The 21,171-nt window shown below is 61.7% G+C and carries 19 protein-coding genes; 4 read left to right on the top strand and 15 right to left on the bottom strand.

Annotation, left to right across the window (positions count from 1 at the left end):
* Positions 1–21: 21 nt before the first annotated feature.
* The 3 genes from CJ178_RS25050 to CJ178_RS25060 are packed head-to-tail and all read right to left on the bottom strand — an operon-like array spanning position 22 to position 3,262.
* On the bottom strand, positions 22–1,203 hold the full coding sequence (locus CJ178_RS25050) for a thiolase domain-containing protein (protein WP_033232320.1): 1,182 nt from the start codon (positions 1,201–1,203) through the stop codon (positions 22–24).
* Complete coding sequence (locus CJ178_RS25055; protein ID WP_033232319.1) at positions 1,203–2,273, bottom strand: thiolase domain-containing protein; 1,071 nt, start codon at positions 2,271–2,273, stop codon at positions 1,203–1,205. The genes CJ178_RS25050 and CJ178_RS25055 overlap by 1 nt, the downstream gene beginning before the upstream one ends.
* Before the next feature lie 11 nt (positions 2,274–2,284).
* A complete protein-coding gene (locus CJ178_RS25060; RefSeq protein WP_179300839.1) occupies positions 2,285–3,262 on the bottom strand; it encodes a Zn-ribbon domain-containing OB-fold protein in 978 nt (325 codons plus the stop codon).
* A 73-nt stretch (positions 3,263–3,335) separates the two neighbouring features.
* Here CJ178_RS25060 and CJ178_RS25065 point away from each other — a divergent pair, with 73 nt between their 5' ends.
* A complete protein-coding gene (locus tag CJ178_RS25065; RefSeq protein WP_045068664.1) occupies positions 3,336–4,373 on the top strand; it encodes an LLM class F420-dependent oxidoreductase in 1,038 nt (345 codons plus the stop codon).
* Between the two features lie 64 nt (positions 4,374–4,437).
* Here CJ178_RS25065 and CJ178_RS25070 read toward each other — a convergent pair whose 3' ends face one another.
* From CJ178_RS25070 to CJ178_RS25090, 5 genes are all read right to left on the bottom strand, one after another.
* On the bottom strand, positions 4,438–5,862 hold the full coding sequence (locus tag CJ178_RS25070) for an FAD/NAD(P)-dependent oxidoreductase (protein ID WP_095888263.1): 1,425 nt from the start codon (positions 5,860–5,862) through the stop codon (positions 4,438–4,440).
* Entirely contained in the window at positions 5,863–6,147 is a 285-nt protein-coding gene (locus CJ178_RS25075) for a (2Fe-2S)-binding protein (protein ID WP_095888264.1), read from the bottom strand.
* Positions 6,137–7,342: an NAD(P)/FAD-dependent oxidoreductase gene (locus CJ178_RS25080; RefSeq protein WP_095888265.1), complete on the bottom strand. Its 1,206-nt coding sequence runs from the start codon at positions 7,340–7,342 to the stop codon at positions 6,137–6,139. Before CJ178_RS25080 ends, CJ178_RS25075 begins: the two co-directional genes overlap by 11 nt.
* Positions 7,339–8,271, bottom strand: a complete 933-nt coding sequence (locus tag CJ178_RS25085; protein WP_095888266.1) for a dihydrodipicolinate synthase family protein — start codon at positions 8,269–8,271, stop codon at positions 7,339–7,341. Before CJ178_RS25085 ends, CJ178_RS25080 begins: the two co-directional genes overlap by 4 nt.
* Before the next feature lie 82 nt (positions 8,272–8,353).
* Positions 8,354–9,823: a Na+/H+ antiporter NhaC family protein gene (locus tag CJ178_RS25090; RefSeq protein ID WP_095888267.1), complete on the bottom strand. Its 1,470-nt coding sequence runs from the start codon at positions 9,821–9,823 to the stop codon at positions 8,354–8,356.
* A gap of 293 nt (positions 9,824–10,116) precedes the next feature.
* Here CJ178_RS25090 and CJ178_RS25095 point away from each other — a divergent pair, with 293 nt between their 5' ends.
* Positions 10,117–10,653, top strand: coding sequence for a helix-turn-helix domain-containing protein (locus CJ178_RS25095; RefSeq protein WP_095888268.1), 537 nt, complete (start codon positions 10,117–10,119; stop codon positions 10,651–10,653).
* A 125-nt stretch (positions 10,654–10,778) separates the two neighbouring features.
* On the opposite strand, the gene CJ178_RS25100 is transcribed toward CJ178_RS25095, so the two are convergent.
* Positions 10,779–11,603, bottom strand: a complete 825-nt coding sequence (locus CJ178_RS25100) for a crotonase/enoyl-CoA hydratase family protein (RefSeq protein ID WP_033232316.1) — start codon at positions 11,601–11,603, stop codon at positions 10,779–10,781.
* An 80-nt stretch (positions 11,604–11,683) separates the two neighbouring features.
* Here CJ178_RS25100 and CJ178_RS25105 point away from each other — a divergent pair, with 80 nt between their 5' ends.
* Positions 11,684–13,357 (top strand): acyl-CoA synthetase, encoded by a 1,674-nt coding sequence (locus tag CJ178_RS25105; protein ID WP_033232314.1) that lies wholly within the window; start codon positions 11,684–11,686, stop codon positions 13,355–13,357.
* Entirely contained in the window at positions 13,357–14,472 is a 1,116-nt protein-coding gene (locus CJ178_RS25110) for an NAD(P)H-dependent flavin oxidoreductase (protein ID WP_033232313.1), read from the top strand. Before CJ178_RS25105 ends, CJ178_RS25110 begins: the two co-directional genes overlap by 1 nt.
* Positions 14,473–14,539: 67 nt before the next feature.
* On the opposite strand, the gene CJ178_RS32885 is transcribed toward CJ178_RS25110, so the two are convergent.
* The 6 genes from CJ178_RS32885 to CJ178_RS25135 all read right to left on the bottom strand — a co-directional run bounded on the left by CJ178_RS32885 (position 14,540) and on the right by CJ178_RS25135 (position 21,087).
* Positions 14,540–14,698, bottom strand: a complete 159-nt coding sequence (locus tag CJ178_RS32885) for a hypothetical protein (RefSeq protein ID WP_165826328.1) — start codon at positions 14,696–14,698, stop codon at positions 14,540–14,542.
* A 72-nt stretch (positions 14,699–14,770) separates the two neighbouring features.
* Positions 14,771–15,508, bottom strand: coding sequence for a FadR/GntR family transcriptional regulator (locus tag CJ178_RS25115; RefSeq protein ID WP_033232618.1), 738 nt, complete (start codon positions 15,506–15,508; stop codon positions 14,771–14,773).
* Between the two features lie 63 nt (positions 15,509–15,571).
* The gene (locus tag CJ178_RS25120) at positions 15,572–16,387 is read right to left on the bottom strand and encodes an ABC transporter ATP-binding protein (RefSeq protein WP_033232312.1); all 816 of its coding nucleotides are present in this window, start codon (positions 16,385–16,387) and stop codon (positions 15,572–15,574) included.
* Positions 16,384–18,459 carry a dipeptide/oligopeptide/nickel ABC transporter permease/ATP-binding protein gene (locus tag CJ178_RS25125; RefSeq protein ID WP_033232614.1) on the bottom strand — a complete coding sequence of 692 codons (2,076 nt, stop codon included), beginning with the start codon at positions 18,457–18,459 and terminating at the stop codon, positions 16,384–16,386. Before CJ178_RS25125 ends, CJ178_RS25120 begins: the two co-directional genes overlap by 4 nt.
* Positions 18,459–19,418 carry an ABC transporter permease gene (locus CJ178_RS25130; RefSeq protein ID WP_033232310.1) on the bottom strand — a complete coding sequence of 320 codons (960 nt, stop codon included), beginning with the start codon at positions 19,416–19,418 and terminating at the stop codon, positions 18,459–18,461. Before CJ178_RS25130 ends, CJ178_RS25125 begins: the two co-directional genes overlap by 1 nt.
* 43 nt (positions 19,419–19,461) lie before the next feature.
* On the bottom strand, positions 19,462–21,087 hold the full coding sequence (locus CJ178_RS25135; protein WP_051730369.1) for an ABC transporter substrate-binding protein: 1,626 nt from the start codon (positions 21,085–21,087) through the stop codon (positions 19,462–19,464).
* Positions 21,088–21,171 lie beyond the last annotated feature (84 nt).

Genomic DNA, 21,171 nt, shown 5'->3' on the forward strand with positions numbered 1-21,171 from the left:
CCTGATCGACGGTTGGCGTGTTTACGTGGTGGGGCGTTCGGAGCCGACGACCCACATCGCGAAGTACTGTGAGCCACCGCCGTACGCGTGACCGAGGGCCTTGCGTGCATCGGCTACCTGGTGGTCGCCTGCCCTGCGCATTACCTGCATCGCGGATTCGGCAAACCGAATCATGCCGGACGCGCCGATCGGGTTGGACGAGAGAACCCCGCCCGACGGATTGACGGGGAGCTTGCCGCCGATAGCTGTTTCGCCGGCTTCGGTGAGCTTCCAGCCCTGTCCTTCCTCGGCAAATCCGAGGTTCTCGAGCCACATCGGTTCGAACCAGGAGAACGGCACATAGATTTCGGCGCAGTCGATCTCGCTGAGCGGATCCGTGATTCCGGCGGCCTTCCAGAGCGCTGCCGCAGCATCGCGTCCGGCCTGGGGGTTGACCTGGTCGCGACCCGCGTAGGTTGTCGGCTCGGTGCGCATCGCCGTTGCATGAATCCACGCGACGGTACGGCCTCGAGCCTCGACCTCGGCGGCGGCCTCTTCGTTGCCGATCACCAGCGCGCACGCGCCGTCAGAGGACGGGCACGTCTCGTCGTAGCGAATGGGATCCCACAGCATTTGTGACGCCTGAACGGATTCGACGGTGATATCGGGCTGCTTGAGGTGCGCGTACGGGTTGATGCTGCCGTTGAGACGGTCTTTTGCGGCAACAATGGCACCGATGTGCGAGGGTGCCCCCGAGCGACGGATATACGAACGGACGTGCGGCGCAAAGTAACCGCCGGCCCCGGCGCCGACCGGCATGTTGAAGGGAATCGGCGTGGACAGTGCCCACATCGCATTCGACTCCGACTGCTTCTCCCACGAAACCGTCAGAACCCGTTTGTGAACTCCGGATTTGACGAGGCTCGATGCCACGATCGCTGTCGAACCACCGACAGACCCGGCAGTGTGGACACGAAGCAACGGTTTCCCGTTGGCGCCGAGAGCATCCGACATGGCGAGTTCCGGCATCATCGATCCCTCGAACAAGTCGGGGGCCTTGCCGATCACCACGGCGTCGATGTCGTCCCAGCCGACATGTGCGTCGAGCATCGCGGCGTCGATCGCTTCGCGGACCAAGCCGGCCATCGACACGTCGTGACGCTTTGCGACGTAATGAGTCTGGCCGGTGCCGAGCACGGCCGCGAGTTGTGGCGTTCCGGCCATCAGTTCCGTCCCTCCAATACTGCTACCAGGTTCTGTTGCAGCACTGGGCCGCTGGTTGCATGGGCCAGTGCGCGATTCGCCTGGCCTCCCCAAATTGCCTGCGCTGCGTAACCGATACGTTCGAGACCACCCGCAAACATCGGGTTGCCGCTCAGTGGGCCACCGGACGGGTTGATCGTCGTTGCATCCGTGAGACCGATTGCCTCTTTGAGGATCAGTTCCTGATGGCTGAACGGTGCGTGGAGTTCGGCGATGTCGATGTTGCTGACATCGCCGCCCGTAGCAGCCTTCGCGGCGGATGCCGTCGACGGTGATGTCGTGAGATCACGTGCTCCGAGGTTCGGAGAGTCGATGCGGTGTTCGATGCCGGAAATCCAGGCCGGGCGCTCGCACAGGTCACGAGCGCGGGTGCCGGATGCCAGAACGATAGCGGCTGCTCCGTCGGTGATGGGCGCACAATCGTGGGCGCGCAACGGATCTGCGAGGAAGGGACTGGCAAGCAAAGCCTCGATGTCGACCTCGCCGGCGAGCTGCGCGTTGGGATTGCTCATCGCGTGACGACGGCTACGAGCGGTTACCTCGGCCATATCCTCGTGCGTCCACTTGCCTGCGTCGATACCGAGTCGTGCCTGCAGTCCGGCAATGGATACCGAGTCGGGCCACAGTGGCGCAACAAGATAAGGATCGAGTTGCATGGTGAGGATTTTGCGCAGGTGTCCTGCGGACGACTTGCCGAAGCCGTACACGAGTGCGGTATCGACCTCACCCGTCAAGATCTTGATCCAGGCCTCGTAGAACGCCCAGGCCGCGTCCATCTCGACGTGGGACTCGTTGATGGGCGGAACGGCACCGATGGAGTCGATAGCCGAGATGAAGGAAAACGATCGTCCGGCAAGATAATCGGAAGATCCCGAGCACCAGAAACCGATATCGGATTTGGTGATTCCCAGGTCTTTGTACAGTTGCTGGAAACAGGGGACCAGCATTTCGACGCCGTTGGTGGTGCCGTGGGTCTCGCGTACGTGCGGGGCTTGTGCAAAGCCCACCACTGCGATGTCTGCAGAAGTCATGTCAGAAGCCCTCACAGGTGGTGTTGGAAGGTGGAGTACTCGGCGTCGGGTTCACCGGTCGGCCTGAAGTATTCGATGTTTTCGAGCGTGTAACCCCACTCCTCGCGTGGCTTCCACTTGGCCTCGACGCGCATCCCCATGCGCACGTCGGCCGCGTCGCATTCCAAGATCAGATGCAGGAACGGAATGTCCGCGCCATCGAGCAGCACGTAAGCCGCGACGTACGGAGGCTTGATCCGCTGGCCGAGAAACGGAACGTTGACGATGCAGAACGTCGTGACAGTGCCCTTGTCCGGCAGTTCGACCTGTTCCTTCGTCGGAAATCCATTGGTGGGATTGGCGCCGCGCGGGGGAATGTAGACCTTGTCGCCCGGGCCGCTACGTCCGCCGATGAGTTTGCCCTCGGCGAGCCCGCGGAGGTAGAAGCTCTCCTCAGCCGACGCGGAGTGCATGAAGTTCAAGTCGATAGGCGTCGTGATCATGGTGACTGGATCCGCGCTCGAATCGACTGAGGCGATACCATTTTCGCTTTCGCCAGGCTCGAAGCACTCGATGTCCGTGATCTGACCGACTCGCTCCGACGCCCACCGAGCGCGCACGCGCATACCGGTGCTGATTGCGCTGGGGGAGTCGACGTCGACCGCGTGAAGCATGGCGGTGTCTGCGCCGTCGAGCTTGATGAGGGCCCACGCGAACGGCTTCGTGAGCGGTTGCCCGTCGATCGGTTCCGGCATCCACGACCAACTCACGACGGTTCCGCCGTCGGACACTCCGACGAAGTCTGTGAGTGGTTCGGCGGTATCCGGATCGAATTCGGGTGGCGGCACAAAAACTCGACCGTTCGACCCGCGCGCCCCGATCACCTTGCGATCACGCAAGGCAGTTACGAATGCGCCGATGGTCGGCCCCGTCGATCTGGTGTAGTCGAAATGGAGATTCAGTGGTGCGCTCAGTGGCTTTTCGGCCACCCCGCTCTTTCCGATGGTCACAAGATCGAGTAGAACAGGTTCTAGAGATTGTGGCAAGGGTCACTTCTGATCACCGGAGACGTGGAGGCGCAAGATGAAGCTTGGGTTGCAACTCGGATACTGGGGCGCACAGCCCCCCACGAACGCTCCGGAACTGATCGAAGCAGCCGAGAACGCGGGCTTCGATTCGGTCTTCGCCGCGGAGTCCTGGGGGTCCGACGCTTTCACGCCACTCGCCTGGTGGGGATCGCGAACAGAGAACCTTCGGTTGGGCACGTCCGTCGTCCAGATCTCTGCACGCACGCCCACCAGTTGCGCAATGCACGCGCTCACACTCGATCATCTCAGTGGTGGTCGGACCATCCTGGGGCTCGGCGTATCCGGGCCGCAGGTTGTCGAAGGGTGGTACGGGCAACCGTTCGAAAAGCCGCTCGCGCGCACCCGTGAATACGTGGACATCATCCGCCAGGTCCTCGCTCGCGAAAAACCCGTCGCCAGCTCCGGACCGCACTACCCGCTGCCGTACAACGGGCCCGGAAGTTCGGGTCTTGGCAAGCCGCTCAAGGCGATTACGCATCCATTGCGCGCCGACATCCCCATTTGGCTCGGCGCCGAAGGACCCAAGAATGTTGCCCTCGCCGGCGAAATCGCCGACGGTTGGCTAGCCATCTACTACACCCCGAGGCTCGCACCGATGTACAACAAGTGGCTTGACGAAGGATTCGCGCGCGCCGGAGCGCGTCGTAGCCGTGAAGACTTCGAGGTAGCTGCCACCTGCCAGGTCATCGTCACGGACGATCGCGCAGCAGCCATCGCCAAGCTCAAACCCATGACAGCCCTCTACGTGGGCGGAATGGGCGCACCGGAGTTGAACTTTCACGCCCAGGTCTACAAGCGCATGGGTTACGAGAAGGAGGTCGACGAGATCGGCCGGCTCTTCATGTCTGGTCGCAAGGAAGAAGCTGCGGCGGTCGTCCCCGACGAAATGGTCACCGAGACCATGATCATCGGCAACCTCGACGAAGTTCGGGCCGGCGTGAAGCGCTGGGAAGAGGCCGGCGTCACGATGCTCCTCGTGACCTGTCGCGACGCCGATCATGTACGGGAATTGGCGGCAGCGGTGCGGGGCTGACGACCGGATGACGACAACACGAGCGCGCCTAGGCCGGATCACTGGCCGAGGCGCACTCGCACTGTCATGAGTCGAGCCAGGTCAAGGATTGAACAGGCACCGGCTTCACGGGGAGATGTGCTGTGAAGTATCCGGTTTCGGGCAACGGCACCTCTCGCTCGGCTGAAACGATGCCGCTGACGGTGCCTTCGCAGTAGCGCCCCTGACATGGCCCCATTCCGCTTCGGCATTGAAGCTTGACGGCACTCGCGGTGGAAATGAAGGGATTGTCGTCCAGTGTCGTCTGAACGACCGCGCGGGTGACGAGCTCGCAACGGCAAATGGTTGTCTCGGGGGTGGCGAGGGTCGTCATAGCGTCACGTTTCGGTTCGAACATCGTTTGCACCACCGACGAGAATTTTTCTGCGCGACCGACATTGTCCTGTGCCTGCGCGAATGCCTTGTCGGAGGGGGCATCCGGTGCCGACAATTCACGGGCGATCGCAAGGCCCGCCAAAGCGCCTTCGGCTCTGGCCTGATCTGCCCCACCAACCCCGGTCGGTTCACCGGCGACAAAGATCCCGGGTGCGCTGGTTTCCATTCGACTGTCGTGGGCCACCACCCACCCACCCTTGGGAGAATTCCAGACCATGTCGCAATTTGCCTGCCGGGCAAGCTCGGTGGAAGGAGAGAATCCGTATCCGAGGACAAGCGTCGACGTGGCCAGACGACGGCGTTGCGTCGAGACTTTCCAGTTTCGATCCACCTTGGCGAGTTCGACTGATTCCACGCAGCGATCACCGAAGGCGCCCGTGACGATGGTGCGAGTACTGATCTTTACTCCACGAGCGACAAGCCTGGCGACTGCCAGAGCTGATTCGGCGAGGAGATCGGCGTGGCCAGGTACGGCGCGGCGCGCGGCCACAAGTTCGCGAGGGGTGGGGATACCGCGAGCAAAGGCAAGTTCTGCGACGCGTGCGCCTTTGGCGACAAGTTGGTCGGCCACGATGACGAGCAGCGGGTGGGAACCGGCAAGGACAAGGTCGTCGCCGGCCAGAACCTGCTGGCTCTTGAGGAGACTCTGCACAGCACCGGCGGTCATGACGCCGGGCAAAGTCCATCCAGGGAACGCGACGGGAAGATCGTAGGCACCGGTGGCTATCAGGAGGCGTCGAGCCGGTAGAGCGCCGTTGAATTCGGGCCCCGAGACAGCGAGTTTCAGTGAGATTTCATCCTGGTCTCGGTCACGAAGTATTCCGTACGCCGTTGTCGACGCCAGGTGCTTGATCGACGTGTGGGTTTCGAATCGAGTGATGAGTTCTGTGGCCCAACCGTATCCGGCGGTGGGTTTGAGTTTCGCGTCAGTGAACTCGACCGGTGGTTGGCGAAAGATCTGACCGCCGGCACGTGTCTGTTCGTCGATGACGACTACAGCCAGTCCGGAGTCGGCTGCCGAGACGGCAGCGGCCATGCCGGCGGGGCCGGCACCGATGACGGCGAGGTCGTACATTCACAATCCCTTCGTGGATTCGATTTCCATGCCGTCGCGAACCGGGGTGATGCAGGCGCGAACAAGCGGTTGGCCGTCAACGGTGACGGCGCAGTCGAAGCAGGTCCCCATGTTGCAGAACGGCTGCCTGGGGTCGCCGTCGCGGGTGGTGCCGAACTCGTCGATTCCCGCGACCAGGAGTGCTGCTGCAACCGTGTTGCCGGCATGGGCCGAAACGGAATTACCGTCGAAGACGATCTCGAGCCGCTTTCCGCGGCTCGTGGGTAGGTTTCGACTAGGAGACATCGATTCCTCTTTCGTATCGACGGGGATCGTACGGAGCCAGATCGATCCCCGGTTTCCGCCCGAGGACAAGTTCGGTGAGGACCTGGGCGAAGCTCGGCCCGAGGGTGAAGGCAGAACCGCCGGTGGCGACATAGGCTCCCGGTGCGCCGGGGACAGGACCGACCAAGGGGAGTTGATCGGGAGTGACTGTCGTGGTTCCGACCCACGTGCGCAGGGCAGGAAGGGATCCGACGCGCGGGACGACCGCAGTCGCGGCTCGGGCGTTACCTGCAACCGACGAGCGGAGCAACTCCGGGCGAACCGAAAAATCCGGTGCGCCAACGGAGTCGGTCATGAGCCGGGCCGGCCATCCACCGCCGATCAGTACGTTTCCGTCGTGAGATTGCTTGAGTGACAGTCTTGCTCCAGCGTGCTGAACCAGATGCGGAATGAACTTCTCGGTTTTTGCGGTAACGGTCATGGTCAGCGCCAAGGGAATGGTGGGGAGGTACGCGCCGATCATGTCGCCGAGTTCGGTAGTCCACACGCCCGCCGTCAGGATCAGCGATTCTGCCTTGACTGTGGTCGGGTTGTGCTGCTCACCGGACTGACGGTCGGCCACGGTTACCAACCATGAAGACCCGTTTCGTCGGATGCCGGTGACAGCCGTACGGGTCCGCGCCGTTGCTCCCAGTCGAATCGCCGCTCGTGCCATGGCGGGACCGGCGGTTCGCGTGTCAGCCTTTCCTTCTATCGGACAATATGACGCTGCCACAACGGATTCGGACAAATATGGTGCAACTTTTCGGACTTGCTCGGGGCCGAGAACCTCGACGTCCAAACCCCACGACCGTTCGATTTCGGCCTTGGTTTCGAGCAGCGACGCTTGTGCTTCGGTCTCCGCAAGCATCAGGCCGCCGACCTGCGCCACCCCGAGTGGCTCGCCGACCTCTCCGGACAGATCTGCCCAGAGTTTTGCGGCTTCGAGGTGCAGGGGCATCGCCTCGGCCGCCTGTTTTGCCGCCTCGATGCCCTTCTCGATCATTCTGTACTCGAGTTGGAAATGCAGACTACCCGCATTCTGCCCCGAGGCATGCTGGTTGATCTGATCCCGTTCGACCAGCAGAACATCGGCGCCTTCGCGGGCGAGCATCCACGCCGCTGCACAGCCGAGTAAGCCACCACCGACAATGACGGCGTCGAATGTGTCGCTCACGTCAGCGGTTTCGTCTCGATGCCCAACGATTCGAGCGTTGTGGCGATGATCGTGACTTCGTCAGGTGTCAGTTCGAGCAACGGATCTCGGACGTAACCCGCTGGCACGCCTTGGAGTCGAAGTGCGGTTTTCATGATGGCCTGTTGGTTACCGAATCTGACACCGTAGTCCGGGGTGAACCAGCTGTCCATGATGACCCGGTCGCGAGCGCCCAGTTCGAGTGCTCGTGTGCGGTCGCCGGCGGCAATCGCACGCCAGAAGTTCGGGTGGTCGGAGCCCAGGACACCGCCGGAGCCCATCAGACCGTCGCCGTGGCCGAGCATCGCGAGGTCTGCGCCCAGGGCGTTGGTCGGCAGTCCGAAATAACGTACCGAACCCTCCAGTGCGTACATGCTGGTGAGGAAGCTTGCGAAGTTTCCCGTCGAGTTCTTCACCGCGACAACATTTTCGATCTCGGCAAGCTCGGTCAGTGTGTCGGTGTCCAGATCGACGATGCACCCACGAGGCCAGTTGTAGACGCAGATCGGAAGGTCGGTGGCGTCCGAGACATCCGTGTAGAACTTCACGATTTCGCGGCGATTGGGGACGATGTAAGGAGGCGGCGTGAGAAGGATGCCGTCCAAGCCGGCATTCTCGGCTGCGCGGGCGTGAGTAATCGCCTCCTGAGGGGTGAACGCATTGCAGGCGCCGATGACGACGAGGTCGTCACTGCGGTGTTTTCCACCTTCCATGAATAGCGCCTTGCGTTCCTCAGCCTGCATGGAAAACCACTCGCCGCTGGTTCCAGCCAGGATGACGCCATGCATCTGTTGCTCTGCCAGCCAGCCCATCTGCTGGGACAGGGACGCAAGATCGAGTTCGCCGTCGCGGGTGAACGGGGTGGTGATGGCGGGGATGTAACCGGTCCAGCCGACCGTGTTTCTGTTCATAACTGACCCTCTTGGCTTCGAAGCTGAATTGCGATGTGAATTGACGAGGACGAATGGATCTGCCCAGGCCGGAAAGACCAGCTCACGCCAACGAAGCGTCGGAACTGGAAGCTGGTTCGGGTTGCTTCGACACGGCACCGCCGGGGCCTTCGAAACGACGTCCCCAGCCCGTCGAGACCGAGATGAACATGACGACGGTCATGAACAGGGGATACAGCATTGCAACAAATATCTGCGTCGTGGACAGGGCCGGCGCGGTGTCGTATCCCGAGGTGAGAAGTGCCCCGATGAACAGGTAGGCGCTCAGGACCGGAACAATGCACGCGATACCCATCGCGAAGCAGTCCATGACCACTGCCCTGCGGTAGGGGTGCAATCCGACGCGTGAACCGATCTCGTCCGCAACAGGACCGAATGTCAGCATGGCGGCGGAGTTGACGCCACCGAAAAGCAATGTGGTGACCGAGACTCCGAGGCCGATCGCGATTTCTGCGCCGCGCGGTGTGTCCGACAGACGCCCGCGGCTGATTCCCTCGACGAGGCGTTCGAGAACTCCCGCGGCTGTCAGGACTCCCATGATTCCGAATACCGCGAAGACCAACGCCACGGTGCCGAGCATATTTGTGACTCCGGCAGCGAGGAATCCGGTGGGTACTCCATCGGTGACTCCGACGATGTCCGTCGGGACGATGAGTCCGGCGAGCAGTCCCGTCAGGATTCCGGTAGCCAGACCGACTGTGACGGCCTTGAAGATGTTTCGTGTGCGCAGGGCGACCACGAGCATGAGGGCCACCGGCACCAGCATGACGAGGGCTTTCGGAGACATCGTGCTTTCGAGGAGTTCCGCGGCGCCGTCTTGAACGTCGTGTGTGCGGCTCGATGCAAGGACGAGGAACCCGATGGCGCTCAGCGCCGCGGCCGTGAGTGCAAATCGTGCTCGGTTCGAGACGACTCCGCCGATGTCGGCCGACCCTTCCTTGCGCCTGAAACGCTGCGTTGATGCCGAGATGATCGTTGTATCCGAAATGGGTGCGATGTTGTCACCGAAGATGGCACCGGACACTATCGCGCCGGCCAGGATCGCCGGGTCGGCACCCAGCAGCACACCGGCGGGGTAGAAGATGGGGAACGCGGTGAACATCGTGCCGATCGACGAGCCTGTCGACATGGAGATGACGCCGACGGAGATGAAAGCGAAGAGCGTAAAGCTTCCGCCCCCGATGCCGAGCGTATCTGCGATCCAGACGAATCCACCCGAGACGTTTGTTGCCTTGATCAGGGACGACATCATGCCGACGGTGAACAAGATGAGAACGATCGACACCGATGTCGGACTGCCGACACCTCTCATCACCGCATCCCAGTAGCTGCCGTAAGGCTTGGCGAAGAGGGCGCCCACCAGAAGTGACACGAAACCGCCCATCGCAAGGGCGGTCATGTCGAATGCCTTGAAGACGACGAAGAAGAGTATGCAGAACGCAAGGAAGGAGGCGATGGGGACAAACGCCATCGTCCATCCTCCCCGGAAATGCAAGCGGGTGTCTTCGTTCATGGGGGTCCCTCTCATCGCGGCATGGCCGAGTGGATCGTTGACGATGGTAGTTGTGCACATAATTACACAAATAGTGCAGAAATATTTTCTCTTTTGCGGAACAACGTCAGCAATATCAGGAAGGCATGCGAGCGAGAGACTGTTCAGTACGCACCATCTATGCAGATGGGCGAGGTGTTCGATGCTTTTCCGTCGCAGTCAGGGAAGAGTAGCCAGACTGCACAGAGTGCGTCAAGATGTGCAGTGAAAATGTACAAATTTAGAGCATGAGAGTGCTGTTATAGGGTGCGAATGTGATTGGTGCGAAGCTTCGAGAACTGAGATCTGCGCAAGGTATGACGCTTCGGGGCCTAGCCTCCGAGACCGGTTTGTCGCCTACGTTGCTCAGTCAAGTGGAGCGCGGGGTCACCGAGCCGAGTCTGAAGACCTTGCGCGCACTGGCGACCGTGTTCGGGCAGTCCGTTTCCACGCTGTTCGAAGAGCCGATCCCCATGTTGGTGCACGTCAGCCGCCCTGGCCAACGTTCGAGGATCAGTAGTCCGGCGGGACATATTCAGTACGAACGTCTGACTCCGGGGAACGGGCAACTCGAGGTGCTGCGCGGCACGCTGAAGCCTGGGGAGTGCTCGAGTGATGAACCGTGGTCACATGAGGCGGTCGAGTGCGTGTATGTGTTGTTCGGCGAGCTCACTGTCACCGTGGGTAAACAAACCCTGCCCGTGGTTAGTGGGGAAGCGATCACGATCGACTCGAGTCAACCCCATAAGTACAGCAACAACACGGTGGAGAAAGTGGAATTTCTCGTGTCCGTGACTCCGCCGACCCCGTGACGCCGTGACCCCGTGACCCCGTGACTCTGTGGCGGGGCTAGTCATGAAAATGGCCGCGACCGATGTCTTATCGCGGTCGCGGCCACCCTGGTCTTGCTCCTTCGGGTTGTCGGAAGGATCTAGCCTCAGACTCCCTTGAACTTGGGCGCCCGCTTCTCGCCGAAGGCTCGGGGGCCTTCCTTTGCGTCCGCGCTCATGAAGACCTTCATGCCCAGCTCCGCGTCGATGCGGAAGGCTTCTTCCTCGTGCATGCCCTCGGTGTCGCGGATGGTCTTGAGGATCGCCTGGACTGCGAGAGGTCCGTTGGCGGAGATGAGGTCGGCAAGTTCGAGTGCCTTGTCGAGAGCCTGACCGTCCGGGACGACGTGGCCGATGAGACCGATTTCCTTGGCTTCCGGGGCTTTGATGTGGCGTCCGGTGAGCAGAATATCCGCGGCGATGGTGTACGGAATCTGTCGGACCAGGCGCACTGCTGAACCGCCGAGCGGAAAGAGTCCCCACTTGGCTTCGGACACTCCGAATTTGGCGCTTTCGCCGGCAACACGGATGTCGGTGCCTTGCAGGATTTCGGTTCCGCCGGCGATGGCGGCGCCTTCGACGGCTGCGATGAGGGGCTTGGTGAGCCGTCGGCCTTTGAGGAGACCTTCGATTTTGGACATGTCGACGCCGCCGCCGGCAAAGGCGTCTCCCGGGGGTTTGGCGGACATGTTCTTGAGGTCGGCGCCGGCGCAGAAATCGCCCCCGGCTCCGGTGAGGACGGCGACGCGGATGTCTGGGTCGTTGTCGACCTGATCCCAGGCGTCGACCATGATCGCCATCATGTCGCCGGTGATGGCGTTCTTCCGCTCGGGGCGATTCATGGTGATGATCAGGACGTGACCGCGTTTCTCCACGAGGCAGTGCGGTGCAGTTTCCGAAGTGTCGGATTTTTCGGTCGTCGTAGAGGACACTGATGGCTCCTGGGGCGTCTGTGAGCTGGCTCTCAAATTGGGTCTTGCCAGAAAAGGTAACACGTTCTACTTTGAAGGGCGTGGCCCTTAACATCGCAGACTTCGTAGAGCACTCGATCGACCTCGTTCCGGACCGGGTTGCACTGGTCTCCGATGATCGGGAGGTGACGTACGCGCAACTCGAGGACCGCGCCAACAGGCTCGGTCACTACCTGCGCGAACATGGCGTGAAGCCGGGTGACAAGGTCGGCATCTACTGCCGCAATGTCATCGAGGCAATCGAGGCCATGGTCGCGATCTTCAAGATCCGGGCGGTGATGGTCAACATCAACTACCGCTATGTCGAGAACGAGTTGCAATACATCTTCGACAATTCGGACATGGTTGCGCTGGTCGCCGAGCGTCGATACGCAGACAAGATCAAGAACGTTCTCCCGAACGCGCCCCTCGTCAAGTCGGTTGTCGTCATCGAAGACGGCACCGACGGCGACTACTCGTCGTTCGGCATCGAGTACGAAGCCGCACTGGCGCAGAGTTCGGGCGAGCGCGATTTCGAGGATCGCAGCAACGACGACATCTTCATGCTCTACACCGGCGGCACGACGGGTAGCCCGAAGGGCGTCATGTGGCGCCACGAAGACTGGTGGCGCGTGCTCGGTGGTGGCATCAACTTCGTCACCGGAGTTGCGGTCGAGGACGAGTACGAGATGGCGAAGGTCGGCGCCGCCAACCCGAGCATGGTTCGCTATCCGATTCCTCCGATGATCCACGGCGGCTCGCAGTCGGCGGTGTTCCACAGTCTCTTCGGCGGCGGAACCTGTTTGATGCACCCTGAGTTCGACGCCCACGAGGTGTGGCAGAACATCGACAAGCACAAGGTCAACCTCATCTTCATCACCGGCGACGCGATGGCTCGACCGATGCTCGACGCGTTGATTGCCGGAAACTCGGAAACGGGTGAGCCTTACGATCTTTCGTCGCTGTACGTCATGGCAAGCAGCGCGGCGCTCTTCTCGCCGAGCATTCAGGAGCAGTTCCTGGAGCTGCTGCCCAACCGTCTGCTCACAGACTCCATCGGAGCGTCGGAGACCGGCTTCGGCGGCTTGGCGGTTCTCTCCAAGGGGCAGAAGCACACTGGCGGTCCGACGGTCAAGATCGACGCCTCCACAACGGTTCTCGGCGACGACGGCAACGAGGTCGAACCGGGATCGGGTCAGCGCGGCATGCTTGCGCGCAGGGGCAACATCCCGCTCGGTTACTACAAGGACGAGGTCAAGACGGCCGAGACGTTCCGCACCATCAATGGTGTTCGGTACTCGATTCCCGGCGACTACGCGCAGGTCGAAGCCGACGGCACGGTCACGATGCTCGGACGCGGTTCGGTATCCATCAACAGCGGCGGCGAGAAGGTGTACCCGGAAGAGGTCGAAGGCGCGTTGAAGGCGCACCCCGACATCTTCGACGTGCTGGTGGTCGGTGTCCCGGACGAGCGTTTCGGGCAACGAGTTGCCGCGGTGGTTCAGGTTCGTGAAGGTACGTCTCCGACGCTGCACGACATCGCCACAGCAGCACGCAAAGAGATTGCCGGATACAAGGTTCCGCGCAGCGTGTGGTTTGTCGACCAGATCAAGCGCAACCCGGCAGGCAAGCCGGACTACCGGTGGGCGAAGGCCGAAACAGAATCCCGTGAGGCCGACGACCACAACGGCAACGGTGCTCCCGAGGCAAACAGTGCAGAGAGCGTGGAAGCCTGATGAGATCCGATCTTGCCGACAAGTTCGGCATCGAATACCCGATCTTCGGATTCACGCCGTCGGAGCACGTAGCGGCCGCGATCTCTCGCGCCGGCGGACTCGGAGTCCTGGGGTGCGTGCGATTCAACGACCCCGAAGAACTCGAAGCTGCCCTGACCTGGATGGACGAGAACACCGACGGTAAACCGTACGGCGTCGACATCGTCATGCCCGCAAAGGTTCCCACCGAGGGCGGCGCGATCGATCTCGACAAGTTGATCCCGGCCGAGCACCGCGCGTTTGTCGATCGCACCCTCGACGAGCTCGGTGTGCCGCCGTTGTCCGACGATGTCGAACATGCCACTGGTGTGTTGGGCTGGCTGCACTCCGTTGCCCGCTCGCACGTCGATGTTGCTCTGGGGCATCGAATTGCCTTGATCGCCAATGCTCTTGGTTCACCGCCGAAAGATGTCATCGATCAGGCTCATGCAAAGGGGGTCCCGGTCGCGGCGCTGGCCGGTGCTGTCGAACATGCCCGTCGTCATGTGGAGAACGGCGTCGACATCGTGATCGCCCAGGGCTACGAAGCCGGCGGGCATACCGGTGAGATCGCCTCCATGGTGCTGGTTCCCGAAATCGTCGACGCCCTCGGTGACTCTGCGGCCGTGTTGGCTGCCGGCGGAATCGGAAGCGGTCGACAGGTGGCTGCAGCTCTTGCGCTCGGTGCGTCCGGAGTGTGGATGGGTTCGTACTGGCTCACCACGTCGGAGTACAAACTGGGCAGCGCGTCAGGGGAGGGGCCGTCGGCAATTCAACGTGCATTGCTGAAAGCGACGTCGGCGGACACCGTTCGGTCCCGGATCTATTCGGGCAAGCCGGCGCGGTTGCTCAAGACGAAGTGGACCGAAGCGTGGTCGAAGCCCGGCGCACCCGACGCGTTGCCGATGCCGTTGCAGAATCTTCTGGTCAGTGATGCGCACCAACGTATTTCGGCGTCGGAGAATCCTGACGTCGTCGCAATGCCGGTCGGTCAGATCGTGGGGCGGATGAACGAGATCCGTCCGGTCGCCGAGGTTATGGCGGAGTTGGTTTCCGGATTCGAAGATGCGCGTGCGCGTCTCGACTCCATGAAATAGCAGCTCCATGAAATAGCAGACAGAGCAAAAGGCTCTCGGCCACAGTGGCCGAGAGCCTTTTGTTGTTTCAGCCCGCCAAGTCGTCCGGTCCGACGTTGTCGGCCAGCCATTCTCCGCGACTGAGCACGCCGCCGTCGTCTCGACGACGGGCGATCACGAAAATGACCAGGGCAGCGGCGGCGACCAACGCGAGGATGCGCGATGGCGTCAGGTTCGGATTCTTCATACTTGTAATTTTGCCGCAAGATCTGTCGGCATGGGAGATACCGTGTCGAAGATCAATGCTGCCTTGAATGTCCTAGGTCGATGTGTCCGCGTGCAGGTTTCCGATCCGCTGTCGTAGACCACCGAAATGCACGTCGAGAGTGTGCGCAGCTTCGATGGCATCGCCGGTACGAATAGCGTCGAGAATTGCGCGATGCTTCGACGCTATATCGACGAGCGGTGTATCCGAATGCCCGATTGCCTGCTGGATTTCGCTGTACACCTGCCAGAAGACATCCATCAATTGTGCAAGCACCTGATTGTCGAGCGGTGAATACAACCGGCTGTGGAAAGTCGCATCGATATCGGAGAAATTCTTTCCGGCTGCTGCGCGGACTTCCATCCCTGTGACGAGTTCGTCGAGAGCGTCGTGGTCCTCGGTGGTCATCTCTGCCATTGCGGCGCCGATCAGACCGGTTTCGAGAGCCTGACGGATATCGACCAATTCCATCGCTTCGTGGCCGGTGCCCTGAAGTGACAATCTGCCCCGGAACGTCAGGCCGTCGGCCAGCGCGTCGAAGTTACTCGGAGCGACAAACATTCCGAAACCGTGCCGGATTTCGACGACGCCCAAGGCCTGCAGAACCTTGAGAGCCTCGCGCAGAGTGTTCCTGCCGATTCCCAGTTCTTCGGAGAGTTCCGCCTCGGTGGGCATCGGATCACCGGGGGAGAGCCGACGATCCAGGATCAGGTTCATGATGTCTGATTGAAGTGCGCGCATACGGTTCTGCGCGCTGAAACGAGCACGCGGTGTGCCACTCCGAACAGACATCGATTCCCCTTTTCCGAATTGAACGTCCTTCATCCTATGTCCGCTTGTCGACTCCATCGGGTATCACGCATCCACGGTGCGTTGCAGCAGGCTTGGGGCCGCGCCGAGCAGTTTTGCGGTGTAGGCGTCTGACGGGTTGTCGAACACTTCTTGCGCAGTTCCCTGTTCGACGATCCGCCCGGCATTCATCACGACAATGCTGTCGGAGACGTAGCGAACGGTCTGGATATCGTGCGAGATGAAGACCATTCCCAGCCCGAGTCGTGCCTTGATGTCGCTGAGCAAATTCAGGATCTGCGCGCGCACCGACACGTCGAGTGCGGATGTCGGCTCGTCGGCGACGATCACGTCCGGTTCGAGTGCCAGCGCACGGGCGATGGCAACGCGCTGGCGCTGTCCGCCCGAGATCTGACTCGGGATGACTTCGAGCGCGGATTGGGGAAGCCCGACCAGTCCGACCAGTTCGCGGACCCGAGCAGAGCGGGTGGAACGATTCCCGATGCCGTGTACGTCGAGTGGATCGGTGAGGATGTCGGCCACCGTCATTCGCGCATTGAGCGCGGTGGCCGGGTCCTGGAACACGATGGAGATAGCGCGCCCGAATTCCTTGCGGACCGACGCCGATCGGGTCAGAGCACTCTGTCCACGAAAGACGACGTCGCCCGACGTCGGCTTCTGCAGTCCGACCATGACCTTCGCGAGCGTCGACTTGCCGCAACCGGACTCGCCCACGATGCCGATCGTCGTCCCTCGTCGCACGGCGATACTGACATCGTTGACGGCGTGCACGGTTCCGGGTTTGAACAACGATCCCGAACGAGTCTTGTGGACGACGTGAATGTTCTTCAGTTCCAGGATGGGTGTTTCGGCTGTGGTCATCGCACGCTCTCCAATTCCGATTCTGCGGATACGGGTGCCGCGGACTGGTTGGCGAACCAGTGCTCGGTCCCGCCGATCCGAACCATCTCGGGCTTTCGGTGGGGATCGGAATCCGGACGCAGGGAACGTTCGGCAAAACGGTCACCGGTGGCGAAGCTGCCGGGCGACGGCACGGTTCCCTGGATCTGGTGGAGCCGCGGAGCCTCGTCCTCGATGGAGAGAACGGCGCCGAGGAGGCCCTGGGTGTATTCGTGACGCGGATCGATGAGCAGATCGCTGGTGGGCGCAGACTCGACGACCTGACCGGCGTACATCACCGTGATCTTGTGGGCGAGCGAAGCAACGAGTGCAAGATCGTGGCTCACGAAAACCATCGCAAAGCCGAGCTTTTCCCGCAGATCGTTGAGCAGGTCCACCACCTGAGCCTGGACGGTGACGTCGAGAGCAGTGGTGGGCTCGTCGGCGACGATCAGGCGCGGGCTACGCGTGAGCGACATCGCGATGAGGACGCGCTGGCGTTGACCACCCGACAACTCGTGCGGGTAGCTGGCAAGCGTGCGAACCGGGTCGAGTCCGACAAGTTCGAGAAGTTCCTCGGCGGTACGTGTTCCGCCTCTCTTGGTGAGCTGCTTGAACTGGGCGCGGATCAACATTGCCGGGTTCAGGGAGCTGAGTGCGTCCTGGTAGATCATGGCCATGTCGTGTCCGCGAAGCTTGTTTCGTTCCCGGTTGTTCAGTTCGAGGACGTTGACGCCGTCGAAGAGGATCTCACCGGTCACCACTGCGGTCTTGGGCAGCAGGCCCATGATCGCCAGTGACGTCAGCGACTTGCCACAGCCTGATTCGCCGACCAGAGCCATCGTCTCGTTCGGACGGACCGTGAAGCTGACGTTGTCGACGATTGCGGTGTCGCCGTAGCGTTCCGGGAAACGGATCGTCAGATTGCGTACCTCGAGCAGTGGAGCGGCGTCGCCTTCGTAGACAAGACGATCGGTGCGTGTCCGTTCGGTTTCCGCCAGGATTTTCAGGTGCGTTTCGAGTGGCGTCGGCGCGACGACCGGTTTCAGCGCCTTGGTGACAATGACACTCGAGTCGGCGAAGTCATCACTGACAACCAGTGATTCGGCGTCTCGCGCGGCCTCTTCTTCCAGGATGAGCTCGTTGGACGTTTCCTCCGCAGCGGCGGTGCTGGCTGATTCGAGAGCTGTCTTCTTGGTCTTCTTCAGGCTCGGATCAGCCATCGCGTCGGTGAGACCCTCGGCGAGGACGTTCAGGGAGAGCACGGTCAGAAGAATCAGCAGACCGGGGAACACCGTTGCCCACCAACCACCGAGCAGGACCATGTTCTTGCCGTCGGCGATTACCGATCCCCACGACGGGTCCGGTGGTCGCACGCCCGCGCCGATGAACGACAGGCTGGCTTCGAGCACGATGGCGTCGGCAACCATGACCGTGCAGAACACGAGAACAGGGGCAGCGCAGTTGGTGACGACGTGCTTGACGACGATGTGGGAAGTGCTTGCCCCGATGACTTTTTCAGCGGCGACGTAATCCTCGCCGTACTGGGCGAGCACGTTGGCGCGAACGACACGCGCAACCATCGGGGTGTAGAGGAAGGCGATGGTGACGATGAGGACGGGGATCGAACCGCCGAACGCTGCAACGAGGACGGCTGCGAGCGCGATGCCCGGGAACGCCATGACGACGTCGAGCACACGCATGATGGTCTCGTCGACGGACTTTCGGCTGGTTGCGGCCACCGAACCGATGAGGGCGCCGGCGCACAGTGCCAGGAAGGTGGACCCGAGGCCGATAGTCAGTGACCAGCGTCCGCCGTACAGCAAGCGGCTGAACAGATCTCGGCCGAGACTGTCCTGGCCGAACCAGTGTTCCGCGCTGGGGCCGGACGTACCCACAGCTTGTTCGAGCGGGCTGTACTGCGTGATGAGCGGCGCGAACAGGCAGGCGAGGACGATGATCGCGAGGACGGCCATCGACAGCCAGGCGGAGAGGGGAAACCGTGAAAAGGTGATACCGGGACGCGAAAGCTTCTCGGTGAGTTTTCTTCTCATCATGCTGCGCTCCGAAGTCGTGGATTGACAAGCAGGTAGAGGATGTCGACCGCGAGGTTGACGACGACGAAACCGACTGCGATGACGATGACAACACCCTGGACAACTGCAGGGTCGCCGTTGGTGACGCCGTTGATCATGAGCTGACCCATGCCGGGAAGGCCGAAGATCTGCTCGATGACAACGGCGCCACCCAAGAGATAGCCGACGCGCAGACCCAGAACGGTGAGCGGGTTGATCAGCGCGTTACGCAACACGTTTCGCCCGATCACCACGGGGTAGGGCAGGCCGCTTCCGATGGCCGTGCGGACGTAATCCTTGTCCAATTCCTCGACCATGGACGTGCGGATGATGCGGGTGAGTTGAGCCGCGACGGGGAGTGACAGAGACAAGGCGGGGAGCGCCATGTACCACAGCCAGTCCGTGACCGAGTCGGCCGGATTGACGTAGCCGCCGGTGGGGAACCACCCGAGTTTGACAGCTAGATACTGAATCATGAGCAGCGCCAACCAGAATGACGGTGCGGCGACGCCGGCGAGTGAAACCACCCGGATGACCTGATCTGGCCAACGATCACGGAACAGGGCGCTGGTGACACCGAAGATCAGTGAGAGCACGATGGCGATCACCAGGCCCAGAACAGTGAGTTGAATCGTCAGCGGCAGTGCCGTGGAGATCGAATCCAGTACCGGGGTACCGGAAATCAGGCTGTCACCCATGTTCCCACTGAGGAGATCGGTGACGAAGTGGACGTACTGCAGCGGCAGTGGGTCGAGCAGTCCGTTCTCTTCCTTGAACTGCTGCAACTGTTCTGCCGTCGGGTTACCACCGTTGAACGCCGCCGTTGCGGGATCGGTGGGCGCGAACTGCATCACGATGAAAACAAACGCGATGATGCCGAGGATCAGGGGGATCAGTATCAGTAATCGCCTGATCAGCATGGGGAGGACTCTGGCCATCGGGGGATCTCTCAGTTGATGGGAAATTGCCGCGCGCGGGCGATCAGGCCGGCTTTGCCGCAAGCAGGTTGACGCCGGGGTACGGCAGCGGGGTGACGTCGGTGATCTTCTGCGGATCCCACGCGGTCAGCAGTTCCTGATGCAGAACCGGGTAGTAGACAGCGTTTTCGGCGATCTGGTTCAGGTACGACTGCACGAGGGTGCTGCGCTTGGCGGGGTCCGTCTCGCGAGTTGCCTCGTCCATCGTGGCGTAGATTCTCTGAGCCTGCGGCGTGTCGTCCCACTTGGCGTACGTCTTGGTCCACAGGCCGCCCTTGCTGTACGTGTAGCGAACGAGAAGGTCGACGTCGGATCCGAAAGCCTGCGGGTTCGACGTGCCGGCCGCGATCTGGAACTTCTGGCCACTGTTGAGCTTGCTGACCATCGCACTGGTGTCCTGCGGCTCGAGCGTGGTGTTGAATCCGACTGCGTCCCAGGACTCTTTGATAGTGGGGAGGCAATCGGCGAGCCAACTGACGTTGGTGGAGAGCAACGTGAGGTCGAGTCCGCTGACGCCGGCGGCAGCGAGGAGCGAGCGTGCCTTGTCCGGATCGTACGAGTAGACGGTGGACGCGCGCGAGTAGTCGGGATTGCGCTCGTACAGGTAGCTCGTGGCCGGAGCGGCCTTGCCGCCCAGGGCGATCTCGATCATCTTCGGAGTGTTGAGAGCGTAGAACATCGCCTGGCGAACGCGAACGTCGTCGAACGGTGCCTGCGTCGTGTCGAAGAGCAGGTACATCAGGTTCATGCCCGGATTGCCCTCGACGGTACGTCCACCGGACGTCAGCGTCGGGACGTTCGCAACGGGGATGTTGTCGGCGAGCTGAGCGCCGGCATTGTTGCCCGATACTCGTGCGATACGCGAGGACGTGTCGACGATGGACAGCCAGTTCATGGTCGTGAAGTTGGCCGGACGCGGGCCGTTGTACGCGGGGAAGGCCTCGAATGCCGTGTTGCTCTTGGGAGTATGGCTGGTCACCTTGTACGGACCGGAGCCGACCACGAGCGCGCCGGACTTGGCTTCGTCCCAATGGCCGTCGAAGACATGCTTGGGCATGATCTTGGCAATCGAAAGGCGTTGAGCGGCAGCGCTGAACGGGTAGTTGAAGTTGAGTGTCACGGTCTGGTCGTCGACCTTGGTGACGGACTGCAACCAGGAAGAGAAGAAGGCGCGGATCAGCACGTTCTGCTGGGGATCGAGAATGCGCTCGAAGCTGAAGACAACGTCGTCCGAGGTGACCGGGGTGCCGTCGTGCCAGGTGGCGCCGTCGCGGATCTGCATGGTCCAGCTCGACGCGGTGGCGTCGGTGGGAACAGTCTTCGCCAGCGCGGCATACGTCTCGCCGGTGGCCGGATCGTTCTCGAGCAGGCCTTCGTACACGTGGTTGACCGCGGCCATCAGGAAGCCGGATGCGGTCTGCATCGGATCGAAACTCTGGTCGTTTCCGTAACCGATGGCGGTGGTGAGGTCGCCCGTGGACGAGGAGCCGCCCACGGCCGAGGTCGACGAGGGGCCGCCGCCGCACGCTGCGAGTGTTGCGGTGATACCTGCAGCTGCTCCGAGCAGGCCGGTGTACCGGAACAGGTCCCGGCGGGTGATGGCGGAGCTCAGCGGTCGTTGGTTCTTCAAGGCGGCCTCCAAGGCGGGGAGCGGGACATCTCGGGTGGGATAGGGGATGTCCTATGTTCGACGTCCGATGTTGCGTAACCTACA

Origin of the sequence: Rhodococcus sp. ACPA4, assembly GCF_002300185.1 — a bacterium.
GTDB classification, from domain to species: domain Bacteria; phylum Actinomycetota; class Actinomycetes; order Mycobacteriales; family Mycobacteriaceae; genus Rhodococcus_F; species Rhodococcus_F globerula.

Excerpts from the sequence above, each read along its gene's own strand:
- CJ178_RS25050 (WP_033232320.1), bottom strand. The coding sequence starts at position 1,203 with ATGGCCGGAACGCCACAACTCGCGGCCGTGCTCGGCACCGGCCAGACT.
- CJ178_RS25055 (WP_033232319.1), bottom strand. The coding sequence starts at position 2,273 with ATGACTTCTGCAGACATCGCAGTGGTGGGCTTTGCACAAGCCCCGCAC.
- CJ178_RS25065 (WP_045068664.1), top strand. The coding sequence starts at position 3,336 with ATGAAGCTTGGGTTGCAACTCGGATACTGGGGCGCACAGCCCCCCACG.
- CJ178_RS25070 (WP_095888263.1), bottom strand. The coding sequence starts at position 5,862 with ATGTACGACCTCGCCGTCATCGGTGCCGGCCCCGCCGGCATGGCCGCT.
- CJ178_RS25075 (WP_095888264.1), bottom strand. The coding sequence starts at position 6,147 with ATGTCTCCTAGTCGAAACCTACCCACGAGCCGCGGAAAGCGGCTCGAG.
- CJ178_RS25085 (WP_095888266.1), bottom strand. The coding sequence starts at position 8,271 with ATGAACAGAAACACGGTCGGCTGGACCGGTTACATCCCCGCCATCACC.
- CJ178_RS25090 (WP_095888267.1), bottom strand. The coding sequence starts at position 9,823 with ATGAACGAAGACACCCGCTTGCATTTCCGGGGAGGATGGACGATGGCG.
- CJ178_RS25110 (WP_033232313.1), top strand. The coding sequence starts at position 13,357 with ATGAGATCCGATCTTGCCGACAAGTTCGGCATCGAATACCCGATCTTC.
- CJ178_RS32885 (WP_165826328.1), bottom strand. The coding sequence starts at position 14,698 with ATGAAGAATCCGAACCTGACGCCATCGCGCATCCTCGCGTTGGTCGCC.
- CJ178_RS25115 (WP_033232618.1), bottom strand. The coding sequence starts at position 15,508 with ATGTCTGTTCGGAGTGGCACACCGCGTGCTCGTTTCAGCGCGCAGAAC.
- CJ178_RS25120 (WP_033232312.1), bottom strand. The coding sequence starts at position 16,387 with ATGACCACAGCCGAAACACCCATCCTGGAACTGAAGAACATTCACGTC.
- CJ178_RS25125 (WP_033232614.1), bottom strand. The coding sequence starts at position 18,459 with ATGAGAAGAAAACTCACCGAGAAGCTTTCGCGTCCCGGTATCACCTTT.
- CJ178_RS25130 (WP_033232310.1), bottom strand. The coding sequence starts at position 19,418 with ATGGCCAGAGTCCTCCCCATGCTGATCAGGCGATTACTGATACTGATC.